General features: G+C 36.2%; 22 protein-coding genes and 1 other annotated feature. Of the genes, 18 read left to right on the top strand and 4 right to left on the bottom strand.

The genetic code is table 11. The annotated features are described in order from the left end of the window. The first annotated feature begins 38 nt into the window (after positions 1-38). The gene (locus UGRO018_RS10805; RefSeq protein WP_416326494.1) at positions 39-2,603 is read left to right on the top strand and encodes a bifunctional diguanylate cyclase/phosphodiesterase; all 2,565 of its coding nucleotides are present in this window, start codon (positions 39-41) and stop codon (positions 2,601-2,603) included. Here UGRO018_RS10805 and UGRO018_RS10800 read toward each other — a convergent pair. Further along, a complete protein-coding gene (locus UGRO018_RS10800; protein WP_416326493.1) occupies positions 2,590-3,165 on the bottom strand; it encodes an ATP-dependent Clp protease proteolytic subunit in 576 nt (191 codons plus the stop codon). The two genes, UGRO018_RS10805 and UGRO018_RS10800, sit on opposite strands and share 14 nt — an antisense overlap. Positions 3,166-3,282: 117 nt before the next feature. On the opposite strand from UGRO018_RS10800, the gene UGRO018_RS10795 reads away from it, so the two are divergent. From UGRO018_RS10795 to UGRO018_RS10725, 15 genes are all read left to right on the top strand, one after another. Then, positions 3,283-4,629, top strand: coding sequence for an esterase/lipase family protein (locus UGRO018_RS10795; protein WP_416326492.1), 1,347 nt, complete (start codon positions 3,283-3,285; stop codon positions 4,627-4,629). 260 nt (positions 4,630-4,889) lie between these two features. Further along, positions 4,890-5,903, top strand: coding sequence for a type I glyceraldehyde-3-phosphate dehydrogenase (gene gap / locus UGRO018_RS10790; RefSeq protein WP_416326491.1), 1,014 nt, complete (start codon positions 4,890-4,892; stop codon positions 5,901-5,903). A gap of 169 nt (positions 5,904-6,072) precedes the next feature. Next, on the top strand, positions 6,073-6,252 hold the full coding sequence (locus UGRO018_RS10785; protein WP_416326490.1) for a hypothetical protein: 180 nt from the start codon (positions 6,073-6,075) through the stop codon (positions 6,250-6,252). A gap of 42 nt (positions 6,253-6,294) precedes the next feature. Then, positions 6,295-6,487, top strand: a binding site (T-box leader). 41 nt (positions 6,488-6,528) lie between these two features. After that, positions 6,529-7,863: a cysteine--tRNA ligase gene (gene cysS / locus UGRO018_RS10780; RefSeq protein ID WP_416326489.1), complete on the top strand. Its 1,335-nt coding sequence runs from the start codon at positions 6,529-6,531 to the stop codon at positions 7,861-7,863. After that, on the top strand, positions 7,863-8,252 hold the full coding sequence (locus UGRO018_RS10775) for a Mini-ribonuclease 3 (RefSeq protein WP_416326488.1): 390 nt from the start codon (positions 7,863-7,865) through the stop codon (positions 8,250-8,252). Before cysS ends, UGRO018_RS10775 begins: the two co-directional genes overlap by 1 nt. Continuing rightward, positions 8,249-8,971: a 23S rRNA (guanosine(2251)-2'-O)-methyltransferase RlmB gene (gene rlmB / locus UGRO018_RS10770; protein WP_416326487.1), complete on the top strand. Its 723-nt coding sequence runs from the start codon at positions 8,249-8,251 to the stop codon at positions 8,969-8,971. Before UGRO018_RS10775 ends, rlmB begins: the two co-directional genes overlap by 4 nt. 21 nt (positions 8,972-8,992) lie before the next feature. After that, complete coding sequence (locus UGRO018_RS10765) at positions 8,993-9,580, top strand: sigma-70 family RNA polymerase sigma factor (protein WP_416326486.1); 588 nt, start codon at positions 8,993-8,995, stop codon at positions 9,578-9,580. Between the two features lie 66 nt (positions 9,581-9,646). Further along, entirely contained in the window at positions 9,647-9,796 is a 150-nt protein-coding gene (rpmG, locus tag UGRO018_RS10760) for a 50S ribosomal protein L33 (protein ID WP_416326485.1), read from the top strand. A gap of 12 nt (positions 9,797-9,808) precedes the next feature. Then, positions 9,809-9,985 (top strand): preprotein translocase subunit SecE, encoded by a 177-nt coding sequence (secE, locus tag UGRO018_RS10755; RefSeq protein ID WP_416326484.1) that lies wholly within the window; start codon positions 9,809-9,811, stop codon positions 9,983-9,985. A gap of 10 nt (positions 9,986-9,995) precedes the next feature. Beyond that, complete coding sequence (nusG, locus tag UGRO018_RS10750; protein WP_416326483.1) at positions 9,996-10,562, top strand: transcription termination/antitermination protein NusG; 567 nt, start codon at positions 9,996-9,998, stop codon at positions 10,560-10,562. A 66-nt stretch (positions 10,563-10,628) separates the two neighbouring features. Further along, positions 10,629-10,817, top strand: coding sequence for a hypothetical protein (locus UGRO018_RS10745; protein ID WP_416326482.1), 189 nt, complete (start codon positions 10,629-10,631; stop codon positions 10,815-10,817). Between the two features lie 95 nt (positions 10,818-10,912). Beyond that, entirely contained in the window at positions 10,913-12,211 is a 1,299-nt protein-coding gene (gene eno / locus UGRO018_RS10740) for a phosphopyruvate hydratase (RefSeq protein WP_416326481.1), read from the top strand. A gap of 179 nt (positions 12,212-12,390) precedes the next feature. Next, entirely contained in the window at positions 12,391-14,511 is a 2,121-nt protein-coding gene (gene pulA / locus UGRO018_RS10735) for a type I pullulanase (protein ID WP_416326480.1), read from the top strand. A 280-nt stretch (positions 14,512-14,791) separates the two neighbouring features. Continuing rightward, positions 14,792-15,649, top strand: a complete 858-nt coding sequence (locus tag UGRO018_RS10730) for a DegV family protein (protein WP_416326479.1) — start codon at positions 14,792-14,794, stop codon at positions 15,647-15,649. A 187-nt stretch (positions 15,650-15,836) separates the two neighbouring features. Then, positions 15,837-16,691: a DegV family protein gene (locus tag UGRO018_RS10725; protein ID WP_416326478.1), complete on the top strand. Its 855-nt coding sequence runs from the start codon at positions 15,837-15,839 to the stop codon at positions 16,689-16,691. A 34-nt stretch (positions 16,692-16,725) separates the two neighbouring features. Here the strand turns inward: UGRO018_RS10725 and UGRO018_RS10720 are convergent, their stop codons facing one another. Genes UGRO018_RS10720 through UGRO018_RS10710 form a run of 3 tightly spaced genes read right to left on the bottom strand, consistent with a single transcriptional unit; the run spans position 16,726 to position 18,308 of the window. Then, complete coding sequence (locus UGRO018_RS10720; RefSeq protein WP_416326477.1) at positions 16,726-17,463, bottom strand: anti-sigma-I factor RsgI family protein; 738 nt, start codon at positions 17,461-17,463, stop codon at positions 16,726-16,728. After that, positions 17,456-17,935: a sigma-70 family RNA polymerase sigma factor gene (locus UGRO018_RS10715; protein ID WP_416326476.1), complete on the bottom strand. Its 480-nt coding sequence runs from the start codon at positions 17,933-17,935 to the stop codon at positions 17,456-17,458. The genes UGRO018_RS10720 and UGRO018_RS10715 overlap by 8 nt, the downstream gene beginning before the upstream one ends. A 55-nt stretch (positions 17,936-17,990) precedes the next feature. Then, positions 17,991-18,308: a hypothetical protein gene (locus UGRO018_RS10710; RefSeq protein ID WP_416326475.1), complete on the bottom strand. Its 318-nt coding sequence runs from the start codon at positions 18,306-18,308 to the stop codon at positions 17,991-17,993. Between the two features lie 215 nt (positions 18,309-18,523). Here UGRO018_RS10710 and uvrA point away from each other — a divergent pair, with 215 nt between their 5' ends. Then, positions 18,524-21,346 (top strand): excinuclease ABC subunit UvrA, encoded by a 2,823-nt coding sequence (gene uvrA, locus UGRO018_RS10705; protein ID WP_416326474.1) that lies wholly within the window; start codon positions 18,524-18,526, stop codon positions 21,344-21,346. A 4-nt stretch (positions 21,347-21,350) separates the two neighbouring features. Beyond that, entirely contained in the window at positions 21,351-22,295 is a 945-nt protein-coding gene (gene hprK, locus UGRO018_RS10700) for an HPr(Ser) kinase/phosphatase (protein ID WP_416326473.1), read from the top strand. The last annotated feature ends 5 nt before the right edge of the window (positions 22,296-22,300 follow it).

Below are 22,300 nucleotides of genomic sequence, written 5' to 3'. Positions count from 1 at the left end.
AGTGATATGGATGAAGGTTGATCTTAGGAGGCTAAATCATGGCAGAAAAAGATGAGATGTATAGAATTTTAGATGCGATGAGAGTGAATGTTTATGTAACTGATATAGAAACAGATGAAATCATTTTTATGAATCATTTGATGAAGAACACTTATCATAAGGAAAATGTAGAAGGAAGAAAATGTTATGAAGAACTACAGGATCGCCAAGATGAATTATGTAGTTTTTGCCCTAAGAAACAATTAAAAGAATTAGGCCAATTAGGAAAATGTGTAGAATGGGTAGAAAATAACCATAAAGTAAATCGTATATTTAAGAATTATGATTGTTTGATTCCTTGGATCGATGGCAGGATCGTTCATATGCAACAATCTGTAGATATCACTGATACGATTGAATTGAATAAACAAGCAAAAATGGATGATTTGTGCGGTATGCTGAATCGTAGGGCCGGAAAAGAACGGTTAAGAGAAGCGTTAAAGGAAGCAAAGCAAAAGCAAAAAGCGCTTCAAGTCGTATTGTTGGACGTAGATCATCTGAAAGAGACCAATGATATTTATGGACATAAAGAAGGTGACTTTTTACTGAAAGAATTATCAAATAAATTAAAGCAACAATTGATCGATCCTGAATTTATGTTTCGCCTAAGCGGTGATGAGTTTGTGATAGTAAGTAGTAATAAAGATGATAAGGAAATGGCAAAATTCATGTTGGAATGCCTTGAGAAGGTAAAACAATTAAAGATGCATTGTCAAAAGGAATATGAGTTTTCCTTTTGCTTTGGCATTTATTCTGTACATGGGGAACATACTCTTGATGTGAATGATATCATTGCGAAAGCAGATGAGCAAATGTATGAACAAAAGTTGCGTTTTCGAAAAACTCGAATGGCAGAGCTAAACGAAAATCCATTTCGTCATTCAACTGCGGAATCTGAAGATTTTGAATATGACTCCACTCAATTATATGATGCGCTTATGAAAAGTACAGATGACTTTATTTATATCTGTAATATGAAAACCGGAGTTTTTCGCTACTCACCTGCACAGGTACAGTTATTAAATTTACCTTCTGAAATCATAGCGGATCCTTTGCCGGTTTGGAAACAAATCGTACATCCACAAGATTGGGATCGCTTTTATCGATCAAATATGGAAATCGGAGAAAATCAAAAAGATTATCATTCTGTAGAATTTCGTGCCAAAACATGTCATGGAGAATATATTTGGTTAAAATGTAGAGGGCAGCTTATGCGAGATTCCTATGGAGAACCAAGCATGTTTGCGGGAATTATGACACAACTCGATCGTCTAAATAAAATAGATGCTTTGACACATCTTTTCAATCGTCATGAATTAAATAAGGCAGGAAGAGAAAAAATAAAAGACAAAGCTGTAGATTCCCTTGCTTTGATGATTCTTGATATTGATGATTTTAAAAATGTAAATGAATTATATGATCGTTCTTTTGGAGATAAAGTTTTAAAGAGTACTGCACAAATGATACAATCCAATTTACCAGGGAATGCGAGTCTTTATAAATTAGATAATGATCAGATGGGGGTGTTGATAGAGAATTGTCAAATAGAAGATATCCATAACTTATATCAGACCATTCAAAAGCAATTACTACGACAACAGCTTCAAGAACATTATGATTGTCAAATACAAATTTCAGCAGGTTGTGCGATGGCACCTATAGATGCAAATGAGTTTGAAGAGTTATATACCTATGCTGATTATGCAATGCAAAATGCCAAAGCAAACGGTAAAAATCAATTATGTATGTTTGATCCTTCTATATCAAAAAATAAGGAACGAGCTTTGGAAATATTAAGGAATTTAAGAGAAAGTGTAAGGAATCATTTTCAGAATTTCAATCTTGTATTCCAACCGCAAATGGATGCCAAGACCATAAAGACCATTGGTGTGGAAGCGTTACTTAGGTGGCATTGTGATAGTTTGGGAACAGTATCTCCTATGGAGTTTATTCCTATTTTAGAAGCGAACGCATTGATGAGTGACGTTGGTGCTTGGGTTTTGAGAACTGCAATCCAAAAAGGAAAAGAGTGGATACGCTTGGATCCTAAGTTTACCATCAGTGTTAACGTTTCTGCTTTACAGGTTTTAAATGGAGAATTTGCCAAGAGAGTTAAGAGAATTCTTGAGGAAGAAGCATTTCCCGCACAGAATCTTATTTTGGAACTAACGGAAAGTAATACCATATCTAATATGCGGCTGTTTGAAAAAGAATTCGATCAACTGAAACAGATGGGTATTCGCTTGGCGATGGATGACTTTGGTACAGGATATTCAAGCTTAGAAAACTTAAAGCACGGTGTTGCAAATGTTGTGAAAATCGATCGTGCCTTTGTAAAGGATATTCAAAAAAGTCAATTTGATACTGTGTTGATCAGCTTTATCATTGCGATTTGTCATTCTGTGGATATCGCAGTTTGTCTTGAGGGAATTGAAACGAAGAAAGAATGGCAGTTGGTAGAATCTATGGGACTTGACTGTTATCAAGGGTATCTATTTGGGAAACCAATGACAACTGATGATATCAGCGAGCGGCTGCGAAAAGAAAGGACTATGGTTGAATGATCAAATCGATCATGCCATAGTCCTTTGCTTCTTTTGCATCCATATAAGTATCACGATCACAATCGTGTTGGATCGTTTGGATTTCTTGATGTGTGTGCTCACTTAATATATTATACAGTTTTTGTTTGATCAACTGCATGTGTTTTGCGGCGATTTCCATATCGCTTGCCTGTCCTTGCATACCGCCTAACGGCTGATGAATCATGATCTCACTATTGGCAAGTGCACTTCGTTTACCCATAGTGCCTGCACATAATAGAACAGCGGCCATACTGGCACAAATTCCCATACAAATGGTTGCGACTTCACATGGGATCACATTCATGATATCATAGATGGCTAATCCGGCTGTTACACTACCGCCAGGTGAATTGATATACATTTGAATGGGGTCTTTACTCTGAGAAGATAAATATAATAGCTGTGCAGTGATACTGGATGCCATAGCATCATCGATCTCCCCTGTTAATATGATGATCCTTTCCTTTAATAAACAAGAATATAAATCATAAACACGCTCTGTATTTGCATTTCTTTCAATAATCGTTGGTACGATAACCATGGCTGTCCCTCCTGTATAAGAGTATGCACATAGTGGCATTTCTAATACATGAAATATAGAAAAGTTATTTGATAAAAATGCAATATATGATACTATAAGTAGAAAAAGAGGGATAAGATGAAGAAGATAAAACAAGGGATAAAGATATTTTTTTTGTTATTGGTATCACATGCCATTTTATGTATTCATAGCATTTATCAGCATTGGACATCTACAAAAACTATGACAGGTTGGGGCGTTCTATGCCTTTTTCTTGTGGTTATAGTCTTATGGATGATAGTGACATTGTTGAAAGGACTTAAACAAAAGAATAAAAGATTGCGAGTATTGATGCAAGGAAGACGATTGATTGGGGAAGCATTTTGGTTAGCAATGATACAATGTTTTCTATATATATTACTATTACATCGATATGAAGCTGATGTTTGGTATTATACCGATATGATTTGGATGTTGTTTTTTCAATACATACTGTTCTTGTTTGGCGCATTTGAGATTTTTCTTGTCAGTAAACGTCTTCGTATCGTGAAACGAGGATTACTTTGGTTTTTTCTGTTCCTACCTGTGATACATTTACCAATTATGATCTATTTGCGAAGAAAGGCATATGAGGAATATGACCACGAAATGATCATGATAGATGTAAGAAAGCAAAGGGCAGAATGTAATGTCTGCCAAACAAAGTATCCTTTGTTGCTATTACACGGAGTAGGCTTTCGAGATTTGAAATATGTGAATTATTGGGGAAGGATCCCTAAAGAGCTGGTACGAAACGGAGCAATCATATATTATGGAAACCAAGAGGCTTTTGCGACCGTGAAGGATAATGCAAAAGATATTAAAAAAAGAATATATGAAATTTGTGAGGAACAACATTGTGATAAAGTAAATATAATTGCACATTCAAAAGGTGGATTAGATGCTCGATATACCATCAGTAAAGAACATATGGGGAATCATGTTGCTTCTTTAACTACGATTTCCACACCTCATCATGGTTGTAAATTTGTAGATGTATTGATTCGGGTAGTACCTGATACATGGTATCATGCCTTAGCTAAGGTATTTGATCAAGCGTTTTTGAAAATGGGTGATACAAATCCTGATTTTTATACTGCAACACATCAATTTTCAACCGTTTGGGCAAAGCAATTCAATCAAGAAGTTCAAAATGATACCAATGTGTATTATCAAAGCTATATGAGCTTAATGCATCATGCATGTTCTCATCTTTTATTGACGATACCTTATTTGTTTATTCGCTTCGTTGATGGAAACAATGATGGTTTAGTAAGTGAAGAAAGTGCAAAATGGGGAAGGTTCAGGAAGACATTTACCAATACAAGGTTTAAGGGAATCAGTCATGGTAATATCATTGATTTAACAAGAGAGGATTACCCTGGCTTCAATGTGATTGAAACCTACGTAGAGATTGTAAAAGATTTAAAGGATATGGGGTATTAAATGGGTAAGATTACCCGGGAAATAATGTGTGAGATAACGCCTTTGATTGGGAACGCTTACAAACATAAGAGAAGAATGAGCTTATTTTATGGGCTTATAGAGCATAAAAATATGTTTTATGAACGTTCGCTCAAAGAATGGAAATAAGTGACAGATTTTTACAAAAAAATTGTAAAAAAAGGGTATCGTGAAATAATTCTCAATTGACAATTGTGTAGGAAGTACGTATAATAAAAGAGGTTAAAAGGAGGACTTTGAAGATGACAGTAAAAGTTGCTATTAATGGATTTGGACGTATTGGACGTCTTGCATTCAGACAAATGTTCGGAGCTGAGGGATACGAAGTAGTTGCAATCAACGATTTAACTTCTCCTAAAATGTTGGCTCACTTATTAAAATACGACTCTTCTCAGGGAAGATACGAAAAAGCTGACACAGTTGTAGCTGGTGAAAACTCAATCACAGTTGATGGAAAAGAAATCACTATCTATGCTGAAGCAGATGCTAAAAACTTGCCTTGGGGAGAATTAGGAGTAGACGTAGTATTAGAATGTACAGGATTTTATACATCTAAAGCTAAAGCTAGCGCTCACATCGAAGCTGGAGCTCGTAAAGTTGTTATTTCTGCACCTGCAGGAAATGATCTTCCTACAGTAGTATTCAACGTAAACCACAATATCTTGAAACCAGAAGATACAGTAATCTCTGCTGCTTCTTGTACAACAAACTGCTTAGCACCTATGGCTAACGCATTGAACAAATTAGCACCAATCCAGAGTGGTATCATGTCTACAATTCACGCATACACTGGTGACCAGATGACTCTTGATGGACCTCAGAGAAAAGGTGACTTACGTCGTTCTCGTGCTGCTGCAGTTAATATCGTACCTAACTCAACTGGTGCTGCAAAAGCAATCGGTTTGGTAATTCCTGAATTGAACGGTAAATTAATCGGTTCTGCTCAGCGTGTTCCAACTCCTACAGGATCAACAACTATCTTAGTTGCTGTAGTAAAAGGAAAAGTTACAGTTGACGAAATCAACGCTGCTATGAAAGCTGCTGCTGATGAATCATTCGGATACAACACTGACGAAATCGTTTCAAGCGATATCATCGGTATGCGTTACGGTTCTTTATTCGATGCTACTCAGACTATGGCTATCGAAATGGAAGACGGAAATACTCAGGTTCAGGTTGTTTCTTGGTATGACAACGAAAACTCTTACACTAGCCAGATGGTTAGAACAATCAAATATTTCTCTGAATTAGCTTAATTCAAGAAACGTAAGTGTTTAAGCTGGATATAATATCCAGCTTTTTTTTCAATTGATAGGATACACTCTGTTAGAAAATAATTTTAAAGAATGAAAAAAGCATAAGCATAGGGGTTTTCAAAAGGATAAAACTGGTGTAAACTAACAACAGAAACTAAGAGGTGAGACTATGGCATTAAAAACAAAGCTTAATACAAATGATGAAGGAAATAATGGGTTAGATGTTATGGATGATTTAGATGCAGTTTATGTGGATAATCTAAAAGCCAGTGGTTTAGATGAAAGTCTTCTTACACAATTTGCGTCCATCAGCAAGGAATTAGAAGAAAAGAAAGACGAAAAAAAATAGAAACGATTGAAAATGAAACGGTAATTTGATATAGTATTAAAATAGAAACTGAAGACAAAGGATAAGTAGGCTCATCAAGTACAGCGATTTCGGTGATGGTGAAAGCGAAAGCGAAGAGCTGAATGCACCTTTTAGGGATTTTTCGATAAGTAGAAAAATACGTAATACGGCGTTAACGTGTAGAGTGGAAAGCATTTTTCAAGTAAAGTGGAACCGCGCGTTAAGCGTCTTTACGTAATATGCTTTTTTTATTTGTAAATGTAAGGAGGAATAAATGTGAAACTATTTAACAGTATGGATCAGAAAATTGAAGAATTTAAACCGCTACGTGAAGGTGAGGTCAATATGTATGTTTGTGGACCTACCGTATATAACTATCCTCATATAGGAAATGCCAGACCCATTGTGGTTTTTGATACTTTAAAACGAACTTTTCAAGCACTTGGATATCAAGTGAAAATGGTATCAAACTATACAGATGTGGATGATAAGATCATTAAAGTTGCGATGGAATGTGGAATCAGTGAAAAAGAAGTGACAGAAAAATTTATTGATGCTTATAATAAAGACCGTTTGTCATTACATGCAATGATGCCTGATGCAGCGCCAAAAGTAACAGATACGATGGATGCCATCATTGATTTTATCAAATTGCTTGTGGATAAGGGAAATGCATATGAAATCGACGGAGATGTTTATTTCCGTGTCAATAGTGTGAAGGAGTATGGAAATCTTTCTCACCAACAGATTGATGATTTGATGGTCGGGGCAAGAATTGATGAAAATAGTAAGAAAGAAAATCCATTAGACTTTACTTTATGGAAACGTACAGAAACAGGAATCCAATGGGAAAGTCCTTGGTCAGTGGGAAGACCTGGATGGCATACGGAATGTGTCGTGATGATCAATCAAGAGTTTGATGGAAACTTGATCGACATCCATGGTGGTGGAATGGATCTGAAATTTCCACATCATGAAAATGAAATCGCACAAAGCAGAGCTGCGTATGAAACAGCGATTGCGAACTATTGGATCCATAATGGCATGGTGAATATTGACGGAGAAAAAATGAGTAAATCACTTGGCAATGTTATTTGGGCTAAGGATATGATTGAAAAGATCGGTGGAAATGTTTTACGTTGGTTGATGCTTGGAACACATTATCGCAGTCCTTTAAATATCAATGAAGAAGCAATCGATACAGCAACAAAAGAATTAAGTAAGGTAACAACATCCTTGAAACAGGCTTATTTAAAACTTGCTTTGGCAGATGTTACAATGACGGATACTTTTGATGCATCTTTGATGGAACCGTTTATGGATGCATTACAAGATGATTTGAATACACCAAATGCATTTGCGGCAGTGTTTGAAGCAGTAAAGGCATTGAATCAGACAATTCGACAACGTGAAGTGAATTTTGAAAAATTATCCATGCAAACACGTTCTATTGAGAAGATGATGGAAATACTGGGAATTGAAATACCACGCTTAACATTAAGTGAAGAAGATAAAGAGTTACACCATAAATGGAGAGCTGCTGTGAAGGAAAAAGACTTTGAAACTGCAGATCAATATCGTAATGAGTTGATAAACAGAGGCATTCTTTAATGGAAGTGATGGAATACAATGGGACATCTCTTGCTTATATTGGGGATGCTTTGATGTCTTTGTATGTTAGAGAAATGTTACTTTCTAAGGGATATCAAAAGCCGGATGTACTTCAAAAGAAAAGTGTGGCTTGGGTAAGTGCCAATGCACAAGCATGGTTCTTAACAACGTTGAAGGAGCAGAATTTTTTTACCGAAGATGAATGGAGTATCGTATTAAGAGGAAGAAATACGAATATTTCCAGTAAAGCAAAAAATGCTTCAGTACAGGCGTATCGGCTTTCTACAGGGTTGGAAGCAGTGTTTGGATACTTATATTTGACTCATCAAGAAGCACGTCTGAAAGAGCTTTGGGAAGCAATCAAAGAGATTGGAGAATATCATAAATGACGCAATATGTATATGGAAAAAATGTTGTAAGACAACTTTTGAAAGATCAAAAAAAAATTTATGAAATCATCATGGCCGATGGTATTAAGGATCCTGAGCTAACTAGCATGATCAAAGCAAACCAGATTCCACTTAAGGTTATGGGAAGAAAAAAAATGGATGCAATGTTAGAAGGCAATCATCAGGGAGTCGCTGCCAAAATAGATGATTATAAGACTTATGAATTAGATGAATTATTAACGAGTGTTCCTAAAGGAAAAATGCCATTATTTGTTTTGTTAGATGGCTTAGAGGATCCACATAATCTAGGTGCTATCTTAAGGACATGTGATTGTGTGGGAGTAGATGGTGTCATAATCGGAAAACATCGAAATGTAAAACTGACACCGACAGTAGCGAAGGTTAGCACAGGAGCCATTGATACGGTAAAAGTTAGTATGGTTACCAATTTAACTCAGGCAATTAAATATTTAAAAAAACAAGGTTTCTGGATCGTTGGGGCAGATTTAGAAAATTCTAGAGATTATCGAGAAGGGCAATATGACGTACCACTTGTACTGGTTATAGGATCTGAAGGATTCGGAATCAGCTCGTTGGTTAGTAAAAACTGCGATTATTGTGTGAGACTTCCTATGGAGGGTAGTGTTACTAGTTTGAATGCAAGTGTTGCATGCGGCATATTGTTATATCAAATTTATAATTCTAGACATCCACTATAAAGAAAGAGTGAGGGAAGATACATGCAGATAGAAAAATTGAATGATAATGAACTTATATATATGGCACGGCAAAGGAATGAACAAGCATTCCATTATCTAATGGAAAAATACCGTGGAGAAATTTATCAGTTGCTTCGTTCTCATTTGAGAAGAAGAAATCGTTATCAGGATATGGAAGATTTCTATCAGCTTGCATTGGTAAAACTTTATGAAGCTATCGAGGAATACAAAACGGAACAATCCTCTTTTCATCATTATTATTTCAATATTTTAAAGCATACGGCAATTGATATGCTTCGTGCGATGAATACGTACAACGCAAGAAAGGATTTGTATTGTCTTAGTTTGGATATGCAAATTGAGGATCATAAAGGAACCTATACCCTTTTGGATATTGTTGAGGATCATTGCCGAATAGAGGAAGATCATTGTCCGGGGCTATATCAAAATGTTGAAAAAGTCAAAGAAGGATTAAATGAGTTAGAACTTGAAATTTTCAGATTAAGAAGTTTAGGTGGTAGTTATCAGCACATAGCGGATGAGCTTGGTATTACTAAGAAAAAAGTGGATAATACATTGAGAAAGATACGGAGACGCAAGAATTCTTAGGAAAGTTTGATTGACTATCGAGTGATATTATGATAAAGTTAATAAGCACGAAAAAGAGGTGTTTTTATGACTGATAAAGTAATATTGACATGCACCGAATGTCTTTCTCGAAATTATACAACGACAAAAAATAAAAAAACACATACCGAAAGGATCGAATTAAAAAAATTCTGTCCAAAATGTGGAAAACACACGATTCACAAGGAAACAAAATAAGGAGTGATCTGAATGAAATGGTTTAGTATGAATGGTATCATGACAGAAGCAAAAAGAATCCGCTGGCCGAAAATGAAAGATTTGGCAAGAGACAGTATGACTGTTGTCGTATTCACAGTAATTTTAGCTCTATTCTTTTTCTTATGTCAGGTTTTATCTTCAGGTTTCCTTTCATTAATTGGAATGTAAGGAGGATTTTATGGCACAGGAAATAAGAAAAGAATGGTATGTTGTAAACACTTATGCAGGGCATGAAAACCGTGTAAAAGAAAATTTACAGCGTCGTATTGAAACGATGGGATTACAGGATTATCTGTTCCGTATCGTTGTAGCAGAAGAAAAAGAAATCGAATATAAAAATGGAAAAGAAGTAGAAAAGACAACAAACTTGTTTAGTGGATATTTATTCGTAGAAATGATCATGACCGATGAAGCATGGTACATTGTACGTAATACCCCAGGTGTTACAGGATTTATCGGCTCTAGTGGTGGTGGTGCAAAACCATTCCCGGTAGCTGAAGAAGAAATGGAGTCTATCCTGCGTCGCCTTGGTATGAGCGAACGTAAAGTTCAGGTTGACTTTGAAGTTGGAGATCGTGTGCGTGTATTGAGTGGAGCTTTTGCGAATGTAGAAGGTACAGTAGAAGCATTGGATGATGAAAATCAGACTGCGACTGTTCTTACTATCTTGTTTGGAAGAGAAACTCCGACAGATTTTGGATATGGAGATCTTGAAAAAATCGATTTATTGGAAGAATCTAAATAGATTCTTCTTTTTTTTGACAATTTTCTCTATCTCAAGCTTGTATAGTAGTTTCAGGAAGTGATAAACATGAAACAAAGGATCGGATTGATCCTTGCACTAGCTGGTGTCATACTTCTGATAGAACCTAAGATGGATATCAACGTTATGGCAGATACTGCACAACAATTGCTTATTCATTATTGGCCAATTGGGTTAGTTCTATTGGGAGCCTGTTTGATAACGCCAAAAAAGAAGAAAAGAAAAAGCGCAAGATGAGACATTATGTGAAAATTTGTTAGTTTGAGCAAACTTCTTTCTCTTTAAAAATCAGTGTGTTATACTTAAAATGAACATAAAGGAGGATACATATCATGTCATTAATTACAAATGTACACGCAAGAGAGATTCTGGATTCTAGAGGAAATCCAACAGTTGAAGTTGAAGTAACAACGGCAAGTGGTTTTCTAGGTAGAGCAATGGTTCCAAGTGGAGCAAGTACTGGAGAACGTGAAGCGTTAGAGTTACGAGATAAAGATCAATCAAGATTTCTAGGTAAAGGTGTTTTAAAAGCTGTTGATAACGTGAACAACGTATTGGCAGATGTTGTATTAGGTATGGATGTCACAGATCAAGCAAAGATCGATCAAGCATTGATTGATGCAGATGGCACGAAGGATAAATCTAAATATGGTGCAAATGCAATTTTAGGTATCTCATTGGCTGTAGCTCATGCTGCTGCAGAATATTATGGATTACCATTATATCGTTATCTTGGTGGTATCAATGCGAAAACATTACCGGTTCCGATGATGAATGTCTTAAATGGAGGCAGCCACGCAGATTCTTCCGTAGATTTCCAAGAATTCATGATCATGCCTGTTGGTGCGAAAAGTATCAAAGAAGCCATTCGTATGGGTGCGGAAACCTTCCATGCCTTGAAAAAGGTTTTGAAAAACAAAGGTCAGGTTACTGCTGTTGGAGATGAAGGTGGATTCGCACCTAATCTAGAAGATAACGAAGCGCCTTTAAAAGCAATCATGGAAGCAATTACCGCTGCCGGATACAAACCAGGTGAAGAAATTTGCATTGCCATGGATGTTGCGGCGAGTGAATTTTATAATACCGAGACAAAGCTATATGATTTAAATAAATCCGGTCAAGGTTCTAAGACAACAGATGAAATGATTGCTTGGTATGATGAATTAGTAGAAAAATATCCGATCATATCTATTGAAGATGGCTTAGGTGAACGTGATTGGGACGGTTGGAAAAAACTAACAGAACATTTAGGTAAGAAGATTCAATTGGTAGGCGATGATCTCTTTGTGACCAATCCTGCTATTCTACAAGAAGGAATCGATAAGGATATCGCAAATTCTATCTTGATTAAGGTGAATCAGATCGGAACCTTAACGGAAACTTTTGACGCAATGGAATTGGCGAAAAAGCATGGTTATACTGCAGTAGTATCTCATCGTAGTGGAGAAACAGAAGATACGACCATTGCGGATATCGCAGTTGCTTTCAATGCCGGTCAAATCAAGACAGGTTCTATGTCAAGAACAGATCGTATCGCAAAATATAACCAGTTGATCAGAATTGAAGAAGAATTAGGAGATATTGCAGTTTTCAATGGTAAAACAGCATTCTATAATATCTATAAACATTAATGAAAAAACATCATTTTTCTAATCGAAGAATGATGTTTTTTCTTATGAGGTGCAATAAATCAATAAGGGAAAGGTCATAACTATGAAGTGATTGTTTCTTTTACGCTAAAATTTATATCCTTTTTTGTGGAAAATAAGCGCTAGGTCTAAATTTTTGGTATAATAAATAAGGTGATATTATGAGAATGCATACGTATTATGAAGCTTATTTAGATGATTTTGATAAAGTCGTCGTTTTTATGTCTAGAAACAGCTATGAGGGTACAAGCAATAAGTTTTATTTGATTGATGAAAGAGGTCAGATCATTGACCTTCAAATACAATCGATCGAAACTACACAAAATAATTACAATAAATATACATTATCTTTTTATGAGCCTTTAGAAATTGGGAATGAATATTACGTGGTACATCAACATGCACGTTCTACCGTTCTTGAGTATAGTGGTATCGTGAAAACAGAACGCTTTGATGAAATGTTTTTTTATGATGGAAATGATTTAGGATGTACTTATGATAAAGCACAAACTTCTTTTGCTTTGTGGGCCCCTACTGCCTCTAAGGTGAAAATTGAAATTGCTAAGTATGGAGTTGTTCATACTTTTGAAATGCAACGTAGTGAGCGAGGTGTGTTTCGCTTTTCTATTTTGGAAAATATGGAAAACGCTACTTATGTGTATTTTGTCAGAGTAAATGGAGCATGGCAAGAAACCATAGATCCTTATGGTATTGCATGCATTGAAGATAGTAGACGATCTGCAGTCATTGACCCATCTAAGATCAGAATCAAAGAATATCCATTACCAATGATGAAGCATGCAACAGATGCAATCATTTATGAGGCAAGTGTGCGTGATTTTACAATTCAAAACGGAATCGGTGTTACTTGGCCGGGTAAATTTAGAGGCTTTGTTGAGGAAAATGAAACAACCCAAAAAATGAATACGGGATTTTCTTACCTTACCTCTTTGGGTATTACTCATGTACAACTTTTACCGGTTTTAGATTTTGGTTCAGTAAATGAACTTTACCCATTGTTGCATTATAATTGGGGATATGATCCTGTTCAATATCGATGTTTAGAAGGAAGCTTTGCGAGTGATCCTAGCAATCCATATAGTCGTATATTTGATTTTGTTCAATTGATTGAGGAGTGTCATAAGCATGGCATGCGAGTCAATTTGGATGTTGTCTTTAATCATGTGTATGATAAAGAAAATTGTTCCTTTGAGAAAACAGTACCAAATTATTACTTCCAAATGAATCAAAATGGTGACTTTTCTAATGGAACTTATTGTGGTAATGATATAGATTCTACTAAAAAGATGACTCAAAAGTATATTGTGGATACTTGTGCATGGTTAACGAAAACCTATCATATTGATGGACTTCGTTTTGATCTGATGGGGATATTAGATATTGATACTTTAAATAAGGTGTATCAGACTTGTTCAGGCATCAATCCTGATTTTATGGTATATGGAGAAGGTTGGGATATGCCAAGCTTTTTGGATTATCGCCAACGTGCTAGCATAAGAAACAACGCACAGATGCCTTATATTGCTCATTTCTCCGATCGATTTCGTGATGTGATCAAGGGTCGAACAGATGCGAATGAGGTTAGTGTCAAAGGGTATTGCACCGGAGCTGTGTATTTGATTGATATTATGAAGAATTGTTTATGTGGTAGTTGTAATGATATCGGTGTAGAGAAAATGTTTGCAAATCCAATGAATGCCGTGAATTACGTCGAATGTCATGACAATATGACTTCATGGGATAAAGTAAAGGAATGCTGTAAAGAAGATACAAGAGAGATTAGAATACGACGTCAAGAAATGATGATAGCTGCAGTTCTTTTGGGACAGGGAATTCCATTTCTTCATAGTGGACAAGAATTCGCCAGAACAAAACATGGCATGCATAATACGTATGAAGAAAGTGATGAAATCAATAAAATTAATTATACTAGAAGAAATCATTATCAAGAGATTGTGGATTGTACAAAGGCTTTGATCAAGATTCGTAAACAACATCCATGTCTTCGCTATAGTACCGCACAAGAAGTAGAACAATATATCTCTTTTGATACCATTGATCAAAAAGTTCTATTGTATCGAGCTAGAGATGAAAAGGAAGAATTGATTACGATTTTTAATCCGACTTCAGAATCATTCCTATATGAATTTCCACAAGCATATCAGTTATTATATCAAGATGGTGAAGCAGAGGATATTTTGATTCGTACAGTAAATATACAACCATATTCTACCTTGGTGTTTTTGCATAAAAAGGATTAAAAAAGGATGAGTCAGTATAAAGGTAAGAAACATGTGATCAAACGATAATTGACTAGACCTGATGGTAATGTTTATTATTCATGTTATTACAATGGGAAATGGATAGGATATGTTAATAGTTGGGGATTTTCGTAAGTTAAAATGATTGATATTTGAATAGCATCTAGAGCATACTACTATTATATTGTTTGACTTTCAAATTATACTTGGTATAATGATACAGGTAAAAAAATTTACGCATCAGTTATTTCATTTCTGAAATAACAGATAGGAGGAAGCTATGAAAATTGCCGTAATTACTGACAGTGGAAGCGGACTGACAAAACAACAAGCCAATGATCTAGGAATATTCTTTATGCCTTTACAGGTCATTGTGAACGATCATATGTATCTGGATGGGGAAAATATCACGACAGATGAAATTAACCAATTTTTGAAAAATGGAGATATGCCAACAACATCTATGCCACCTATGGGTATCATGGAAGAGGTTTTTCATGAAATCAAGCAACAAGGATTTGATGCGGCTATCGCTGTACCATTGACTTCAGGATTATCTTCAACCTCAAGTGTGATGCATGCATGCGCAAAGCGTTTAGAGTTACCTTTGACCATCATTGAGACCTATACGACATGTAACATTCAACGCTATTTGACGATAAGTGCGATAGAATTGGTTCGCCAAGGTATAGAATTAGATGAGATTTGTAACCGTCTAAGAGAAAGTGTTGCGTCTAGCAATACTTTGATCATACCCGATGATTTACAACATTTAAAAAGAGGAGGTCGTTTGACACCTCTTGCTGCAGCGTTAGGCGGTTTATTAAAAATCAAACCGATCTTGCAACTTAATGAAAGCTCTTCTGGTAAAGTTGATGTTTATGATAAGGTTCGTACGATGTCAAAAGCTCAACAGAAAATACTGGAAACATTCCAAGAAGCAAAGTTAGATGATAGTTATACGTTGACTTGTTTGCATAGTGGAGCACCTGTGGAAGGTGCTAAGCTTAAAGAACAAATGGAAGCCTTATTTCCGGGTGTGGAATTATACTATGGTTTGATTTGTCCTGTGATTTCTGCTCATACAGGGTTAGGATGTTTAGGCATTCAATATATTAAAAAAGTAAAAGGTGTATAACATAAACGATACCATGATAGAAAGCTCCTATGGGGCTTTTTTCATAATATAGGTGGATATAGGTAATATTTGAAATCTTCTTTATGTGTGAAAACAGTTGAAAGTTTCAAATAGAAATTCTAGTGTTATAGTTTTTTTCTACTAGAAAAAAGAGTATAATAAAATACGAATACGGGAGGTAATACAGATGAAAACTGCATTTGTAACAGACAGTGGCTGTGGAAAATCTGTAGCGCAGTTACAAGAAGTGGGGATTTACAGTGTACCTTTACAGGTAAGCTATGAAGGGAAAAATTTTCATGATCAGGAAGATATCACGATAGATGAGGTATATCAATTGATGAAAGATGGCAAGATGCTGTCAACATCATTACCTGCTTTGGGGAAAATCGAGGAATTATTTACGAAACTAAAAGAAGAAGGTTATGAAAGAATCTTTGCGGTACCGATTTGTAGTGGGTTAAGTGGTACCATCAATGCAATGGCATTATGTGCACAACAACTGGATTTGGTATTTGAGTATGTTGATTGTCATGTCACAGCAGTAGTGCAAGAATATATGATTCGACTAGCAAAAACGATGTATGAATCAGGAAACACAATGGATCACATCAAAGCAACTTTACAAAGAATCATAGATACAACAGACACTTTATTATTACCTAATGATCTACAGCATTTAAAAAGGGGTGGAAGATTAACACCACTTGCAGCTACTTTAGGTGGATTATTGAAAATTAAACCAATCTTAAAAATCAATCAAGAAACCAATGGTAAAATTGATGTCGTTGATAAGGTAAGAACGATGCATCGAGCAATGGATAATGTCATTGAGATCATGCGTCAAGAACATGTAGATGATTCTTATATGATCACTGTTGCACATGCAGATGATGAAGTAGAGGCACAAATCTATATGAATAAATTAAAACAAGCATTCCCTGGGGCAACGCATCAGATCATCAAATTGGTAAGTGTTGTTGGTGTCCATACAGGTAGAGGTTGTCAAGCAGTTCAATATTTTAAAATGTTGAAAGATTAATAAAAGCTGATCACGATGTCAGCTTTTTTCGTATTTATTCTTGATGATGATGTTTATTTTGACCATCTTCTTTTTGCTTCATACACTCTTTCGGTACAGCAGATGCATCAAAGGTTGCTAGGATATCATAAAGCGCACGCATACTTTTATCGGAAAGCTCATCTATCGTATAGCGATCTGTATACGATAGAATTTCTTGTATGACACGATATTTTCCCATGCTTGTGTGGTGTTCTTTAGCCTCTTCAAATACGGTATCATCGATATGAGAACAATGATAATGGCCATCACTAAGTGTGGATTGCAAATAGGTATTTAATTCTTTTTCTAAAGAGATTGCGATAGCATCATCACTGCTATAGATACCTACTTCTAAGATACCTTTCTCTATATAAGAGTTCCATTGATCTAATGCCCAAAGCTGATTCCAAGCGTTTTGAATTTCCATGCCTTTGATATCTACAAGGCTTAAGATCTTTTTAGCGTCTTCATTGTAAGCTTTTATATCTAAAATGCGGTTTTCTTCATCTAGTGTGAATTCCATACTTGGGTTGATGTCCAAGGTTACATAGGAAACAGCTTTTGAAGAAGAAGGTGAGGATGTATTCCATGGTCGTATCAGAAATAATAACAAACAACCTACCATAACAGCCATTGTCATTTGAGGAATCAAATGTCTTTTTCGTTTATGTTGTAAGACTGCATGTAAGGTTCTGGTTTTTGTTTCTTCCCTTGTTTTGATCATATCCAGCTGCTTTTGAAGCCTATTCATTCTCTTCACCTCCAAGGATGTCTTTCAGCATGAGCTTTGCCCTTCTAAGCCATGTATGGATCGTGTTCTCTTTTTTATGTAACATCTTTGCGATTTCTGTGATTTTATAACCTTCATAATAATGAAGATAAATGACATCTCGATACTTTTCAGGCATTTGAGACAAGATATCCAATAACTCATGATCCTGATTTTGTTCTGGAATCTTATAAGCCTCTAATTCATCTGTGGTAATGACTTTTTTCTGAAACCATCCACGAAAGGTATCGTGACAGGCACGCATGGTAACTTTTAGAATCCAGGCTTTTTCATGTTCTTCATCTTGAAAGTCAGAGGAATTCAGGTATTTTAAAAAGACAGTCTGAAAAACATCATCCACATCAGCCTCTTGTTTGACATGGATAAAGCATAACTTCTGTATCATATCACCATAACGTTCTATTGCATCCTCAAGCTGTTGTTCACTCTTCAAAACCATCCCTCTATTCTTTTACAGTATAAGCTATTTTTGTTTTTGTTGCAAAATCTCAGTTATGGCAATTTCCTCTTCCTCTATGTTGTTGGTGCATATCAGAGTGTCCTGTTCCTTGTTTTTCACATGGTTCTTTATCGTGATGTTCCTCATGATATGGACAATCTCTCACTTGAGATGCATTGGGTTGTGAATCTGTGTAGGATCGTGTTTGTTGCATCTGTGTACAATGATCAAAATCAGCTGATCCCATGCATGCTTCATGGCATTGCTCATAAGCAACATGCTCTTGTGCATTGATATTGATGGCAAATGCCATGCTTGCAATCATACAACCTCCCATACATAATATTCCTGCTAGTTTTTTCTTCATGATAAAAACCTCCTTTTCACTCATAACACGTACTCAAGACACAAAACCTTTCAAAAAAACAAAAATATTTATTTTTCTATGAAATCTATGCTTTTTGATTGCTTATGCTGATCTAACATCTGCGATCAACAATGTCTATCAAATAAAAATGTCAAATGATAGGAAATTTGGGGAAGACTAATGTATAATAGTAGAGTAGTTTGGAGGTAACCAATATGAAACATGATTATATAGATATCAAAGGTGCCAGAGAAAACAATCTGAAAAACATAGATATCAAAGTTCCAAGAGACCAATTTGTTATCATGACAGGGGTATCAGGTTCAGGTAAAACATCACTTGCATTTGATACCATCTATGCAGAAGGACAAAGGCGATATGTGGAAAGCTTAAGTGCATATGCAAGACAATTTTTAGGAGGCAGTGAAAAACCGGATGTAGATTCCATAGAAGGACTTTCTCCATCCATATCCATAGATCAAAAAACGACAAGCAATAATCCAAGATCTACGGTAGGAACAGTTACGGAAATATATGATTATCTACGTTTGATGTATGCTAGAATCGGCGTTCCTTATTGTCCTATTCATCATGAACCGATTACATCCCAAACCATTAAACAAATGGTGGATAGGGTGATGGAGCTGGAAGATAAAACCAGATTGAGCATATTATCCCCAGTGGTTCATGGAAAGAAGGGGACCCAAAAGGATCTTTTTGAGCATTTACAGAAAGAAGGGTATATTCGTGTTCGTGTGGATGGCGAATTAAAGCTTTTAGAAGAATTGGATGCATTAGAAAAAAATAAAAAGCACAATGTAGATGTGGTTGTGGATCGTATCGTAAAAGGTCAAGATCGATCTCGTTTACATGATTCCTTAGAAACAGCGTTAAAACTGAGTGATGGTTTGGCTGTTGTTGCTTATGGTGAGGAAGAACTGGTGTTTTCAAGTAATTACTCTTGTAAGTATTGTGGATTTTCTTTACCACGTTTAGAACCTCGTCTGTTTTCATTTAATGCACCATTTGGTGCGTGTGATACGTGTAAGGGACTTGGGATTACCCAAAAGGTAGATTTAGATTATTTGATACCGGATAAAAGTAAATCCATTCGTCAGGGTGGTATCGTATATTATAAGAATATCGTAAATACAGAAAATCTAGAATGGCAAAAATTTAAGGCGCTGTTAGATTATTATGAAATCAGTATCGATACACCATTAAAAGAACTGAAAAAGGGACAAATGGATGTCATTCTTTATGGTTCTAAAGATTTGATCAGCTACCGCTTGGCTAGTAGAAGTGGCAATGTTACGAAGAAAACGGAATATATCGAGGGTGTTTGTAACTTGATCGAACGTCGTTATATGGAAACTAGCTCTACTATGTCAAGAGAGTGGTATGCGACTTTCTTAGCGGAAGCTCCATGTCCTGTTTGTGGTGGAAAACGCTTGAATGAACAAGCGCTAAGTGTTATGGTTGGTGGTAAAAATATTTTCGAATGGACACAGATGTCGATTACCAATGCCATTACCTTTATGAATGAATTAAAACTAAGTGCACAACAAGAAGAAATCGCAAAGTTGATCGTGAAGGAAATCAGAGAACGTCTTACTTTCTTACATAACGTAGGATTAGGGTATATTACATTAGATCGTTTGGCAGGTACCTTATCAGGAGGAGAAGCACAGCGTATTCGTTTGGCAACACAAATCGGTTCCCATCTAAGTGGCGTTTTATATGTATTGGATGAGCCAAGTATCGGGCTTCATCAAAGAGATAATGATCGTTTGATCAATTCTTTGAAAGATATGCGTGATTTAGGAAACTCTTTGATCGTGGTCGAGCATGATGAGGACACGATGCGTGCCAGTGATTATATAATAGATATTGGCCCAGGAGCAGGTGTACATGGTGGAAACGTTGTAGCCGCAGGTACTCCTGAAGAAGTTATGGCTAATCCAAATTCTATCACAGGACAGTATTTAAGCGGCCAAAGAAAAATTGAAATACCGGAAAAACGTAGAAAAGGCAATGGTAAAAAGCTTGAAGTTATTGGGGCGTATGAAAATAATCTAAAGCATGTGGATGTGAAATTTCCACTAGGCTCTTTCATCGTGGTAACCGGTGTGAGTGGAAGTGGAAAAAGTTCCCTTGTCAATGAAGTCTTAAGCAAAGGCATCATGCATGCGCTTGGTAGAACCAGAATCAAACCGGGAAAGCATAAAAAAATCAAAGGAATCCAACACATTGATAAGTTGATTGATATTTCTCAAGATCCAATCGGTAGAACACCAAGAAGTAATCCGGCTACCTATACCGGTGTATTTGATGATATCCGTGATTTATTTACACAAACACCGGAAGCAAAGATGCGTGGTTATGAAAAGGGAAGATTCTCTTTTAATGTAAAAGGTGGACGATGTGAAGCTTGTCAAGGAGATGGTATCCTTCGTATTTCTATGCATTTCTTACCTGATGTTTATGTTCCATGTGAGGAATGTGGTGGAAAACGTTATAATGAAGAAACCTTGCAGGTTACTTATAAAGGAAAGAACATTTATGATGTCTTAGAAATGACGGTAGAGGAGGCATTGGAATTCTTTTCTAATGTATCCAAGATCAAGCATAAGCTTCAAACCCTAAAGGATGTCGGTTTAGGTTATATCAAACTTGGACAAAGCGCAACCAGTTTATCCGGTGGAGAAGCACAACGTGTAAAACTAGCAAGTGAATTACAGCGAAAGGCAACAGGAAAAACTTTATTTATTCTGGATGAGCCTACTACGGGACTACATACTCATGATGTAAAACGATTGTTAGAAGTTTTACAGCGTATCGTAGACAATGGAGATACTGTACTTGTTATTGAACATAATCTTGACGTAATCAAGTGTGCAGATTATATTATAGATATTGGTCCTGAAGGCGGAGATGATGGTGGAGAGATTCTTGCATGTGGAACACCGGAAGAAATTGCGGAAGTAAAGGAAAGCTTTACAGGTCAATATTTGAAAAAGGTTTTAGAAAGAAGGTAATGCGATGGAAGAACAGACAAGTGTATCCGTAAAGGCATTGGTCAATGCGTTTGACTTTGTACAGATTACGGGAAATGAAGAAAGCTTGAATCGCCAAATTGTTATGGCGGATACCAATCGACCGGGATTAGAATTGGCCGGCTTCTTTGAGAATAGTCAACAAAAACGCCTTGTTGTGCTTGGAGATAAAGAAATTGCTTATATATCCAGTATGAGTGCACAAAAACAACGTAAGGCTTTTGATTTTATTACCAATGATACCACACCGGCTATTATCATTACCAAAGGACATGAATGTCCTGCGTCGTTAAGTCGTTGTGCAAAGAAAAAGAACTTTCCGGTATTCAGTTCCGTTTCTCCAACGACCCGTTTGATCGTAGATATCGTAGCGTTTCTGGATGAGCAATTAGCAACCAGTCAATGCCTGCACGGTGGTTTGCTGTCTATCTATGGAAAAGGTGTATTGATTCGTGGAGAAAGCGGCATGGGTAAAAGTGAAATCGCATTGGAACTTATCAAACGAGGACATCTGCTTGTGGCGGATGATCGTGTAGATTGTTATAGGATTCATAACAAGATTGTTGGAAAGGCTCCAGAGCTATTGACCGGAATGTTAGAAATACGTGGTATTGGTATCATCAATGTCGCAAGAATGTTTGGCGTAAGCTCCGTGCTTCCGAAGACACAAGTAGATTTTCAAGTAAACTTAGAATCTTGGAAGCCAGATCAGGATTATGATCGAGTTGGAATCGAAGAAAAGAAGCATGAAAATATATTAGGTGTGGATATCCCGAAAATCGTTGTGCCGGTTAGAGAAGGTCGTTCTATGGCAGTCATCATTGAATCAGCAGTTACGAACTATACCTTAAGTGAAATGGGTATGGATAGCGCAAAAGAATTTGAACAAAGAGTATTAGATTATATTGAAAAAAATAAAAATGGACAATAGATTGG

It is taken from the genome of Hoskinsella mucinilytica, from assembly GCF_045223415.1.
In the GTDB taxonomy this organism is placed as follows: Bacteria; Bacillota_I; Bacilli_A; order Erysipelotrichales; family Erysipelotrichaceae; genus Hoskinsella; species Hoskinsella mucinilytica.
Note: the sequence above shows the minus strand (reverse complement) of the source record. Positions and strands in the feature narration are given on the sequence as shown.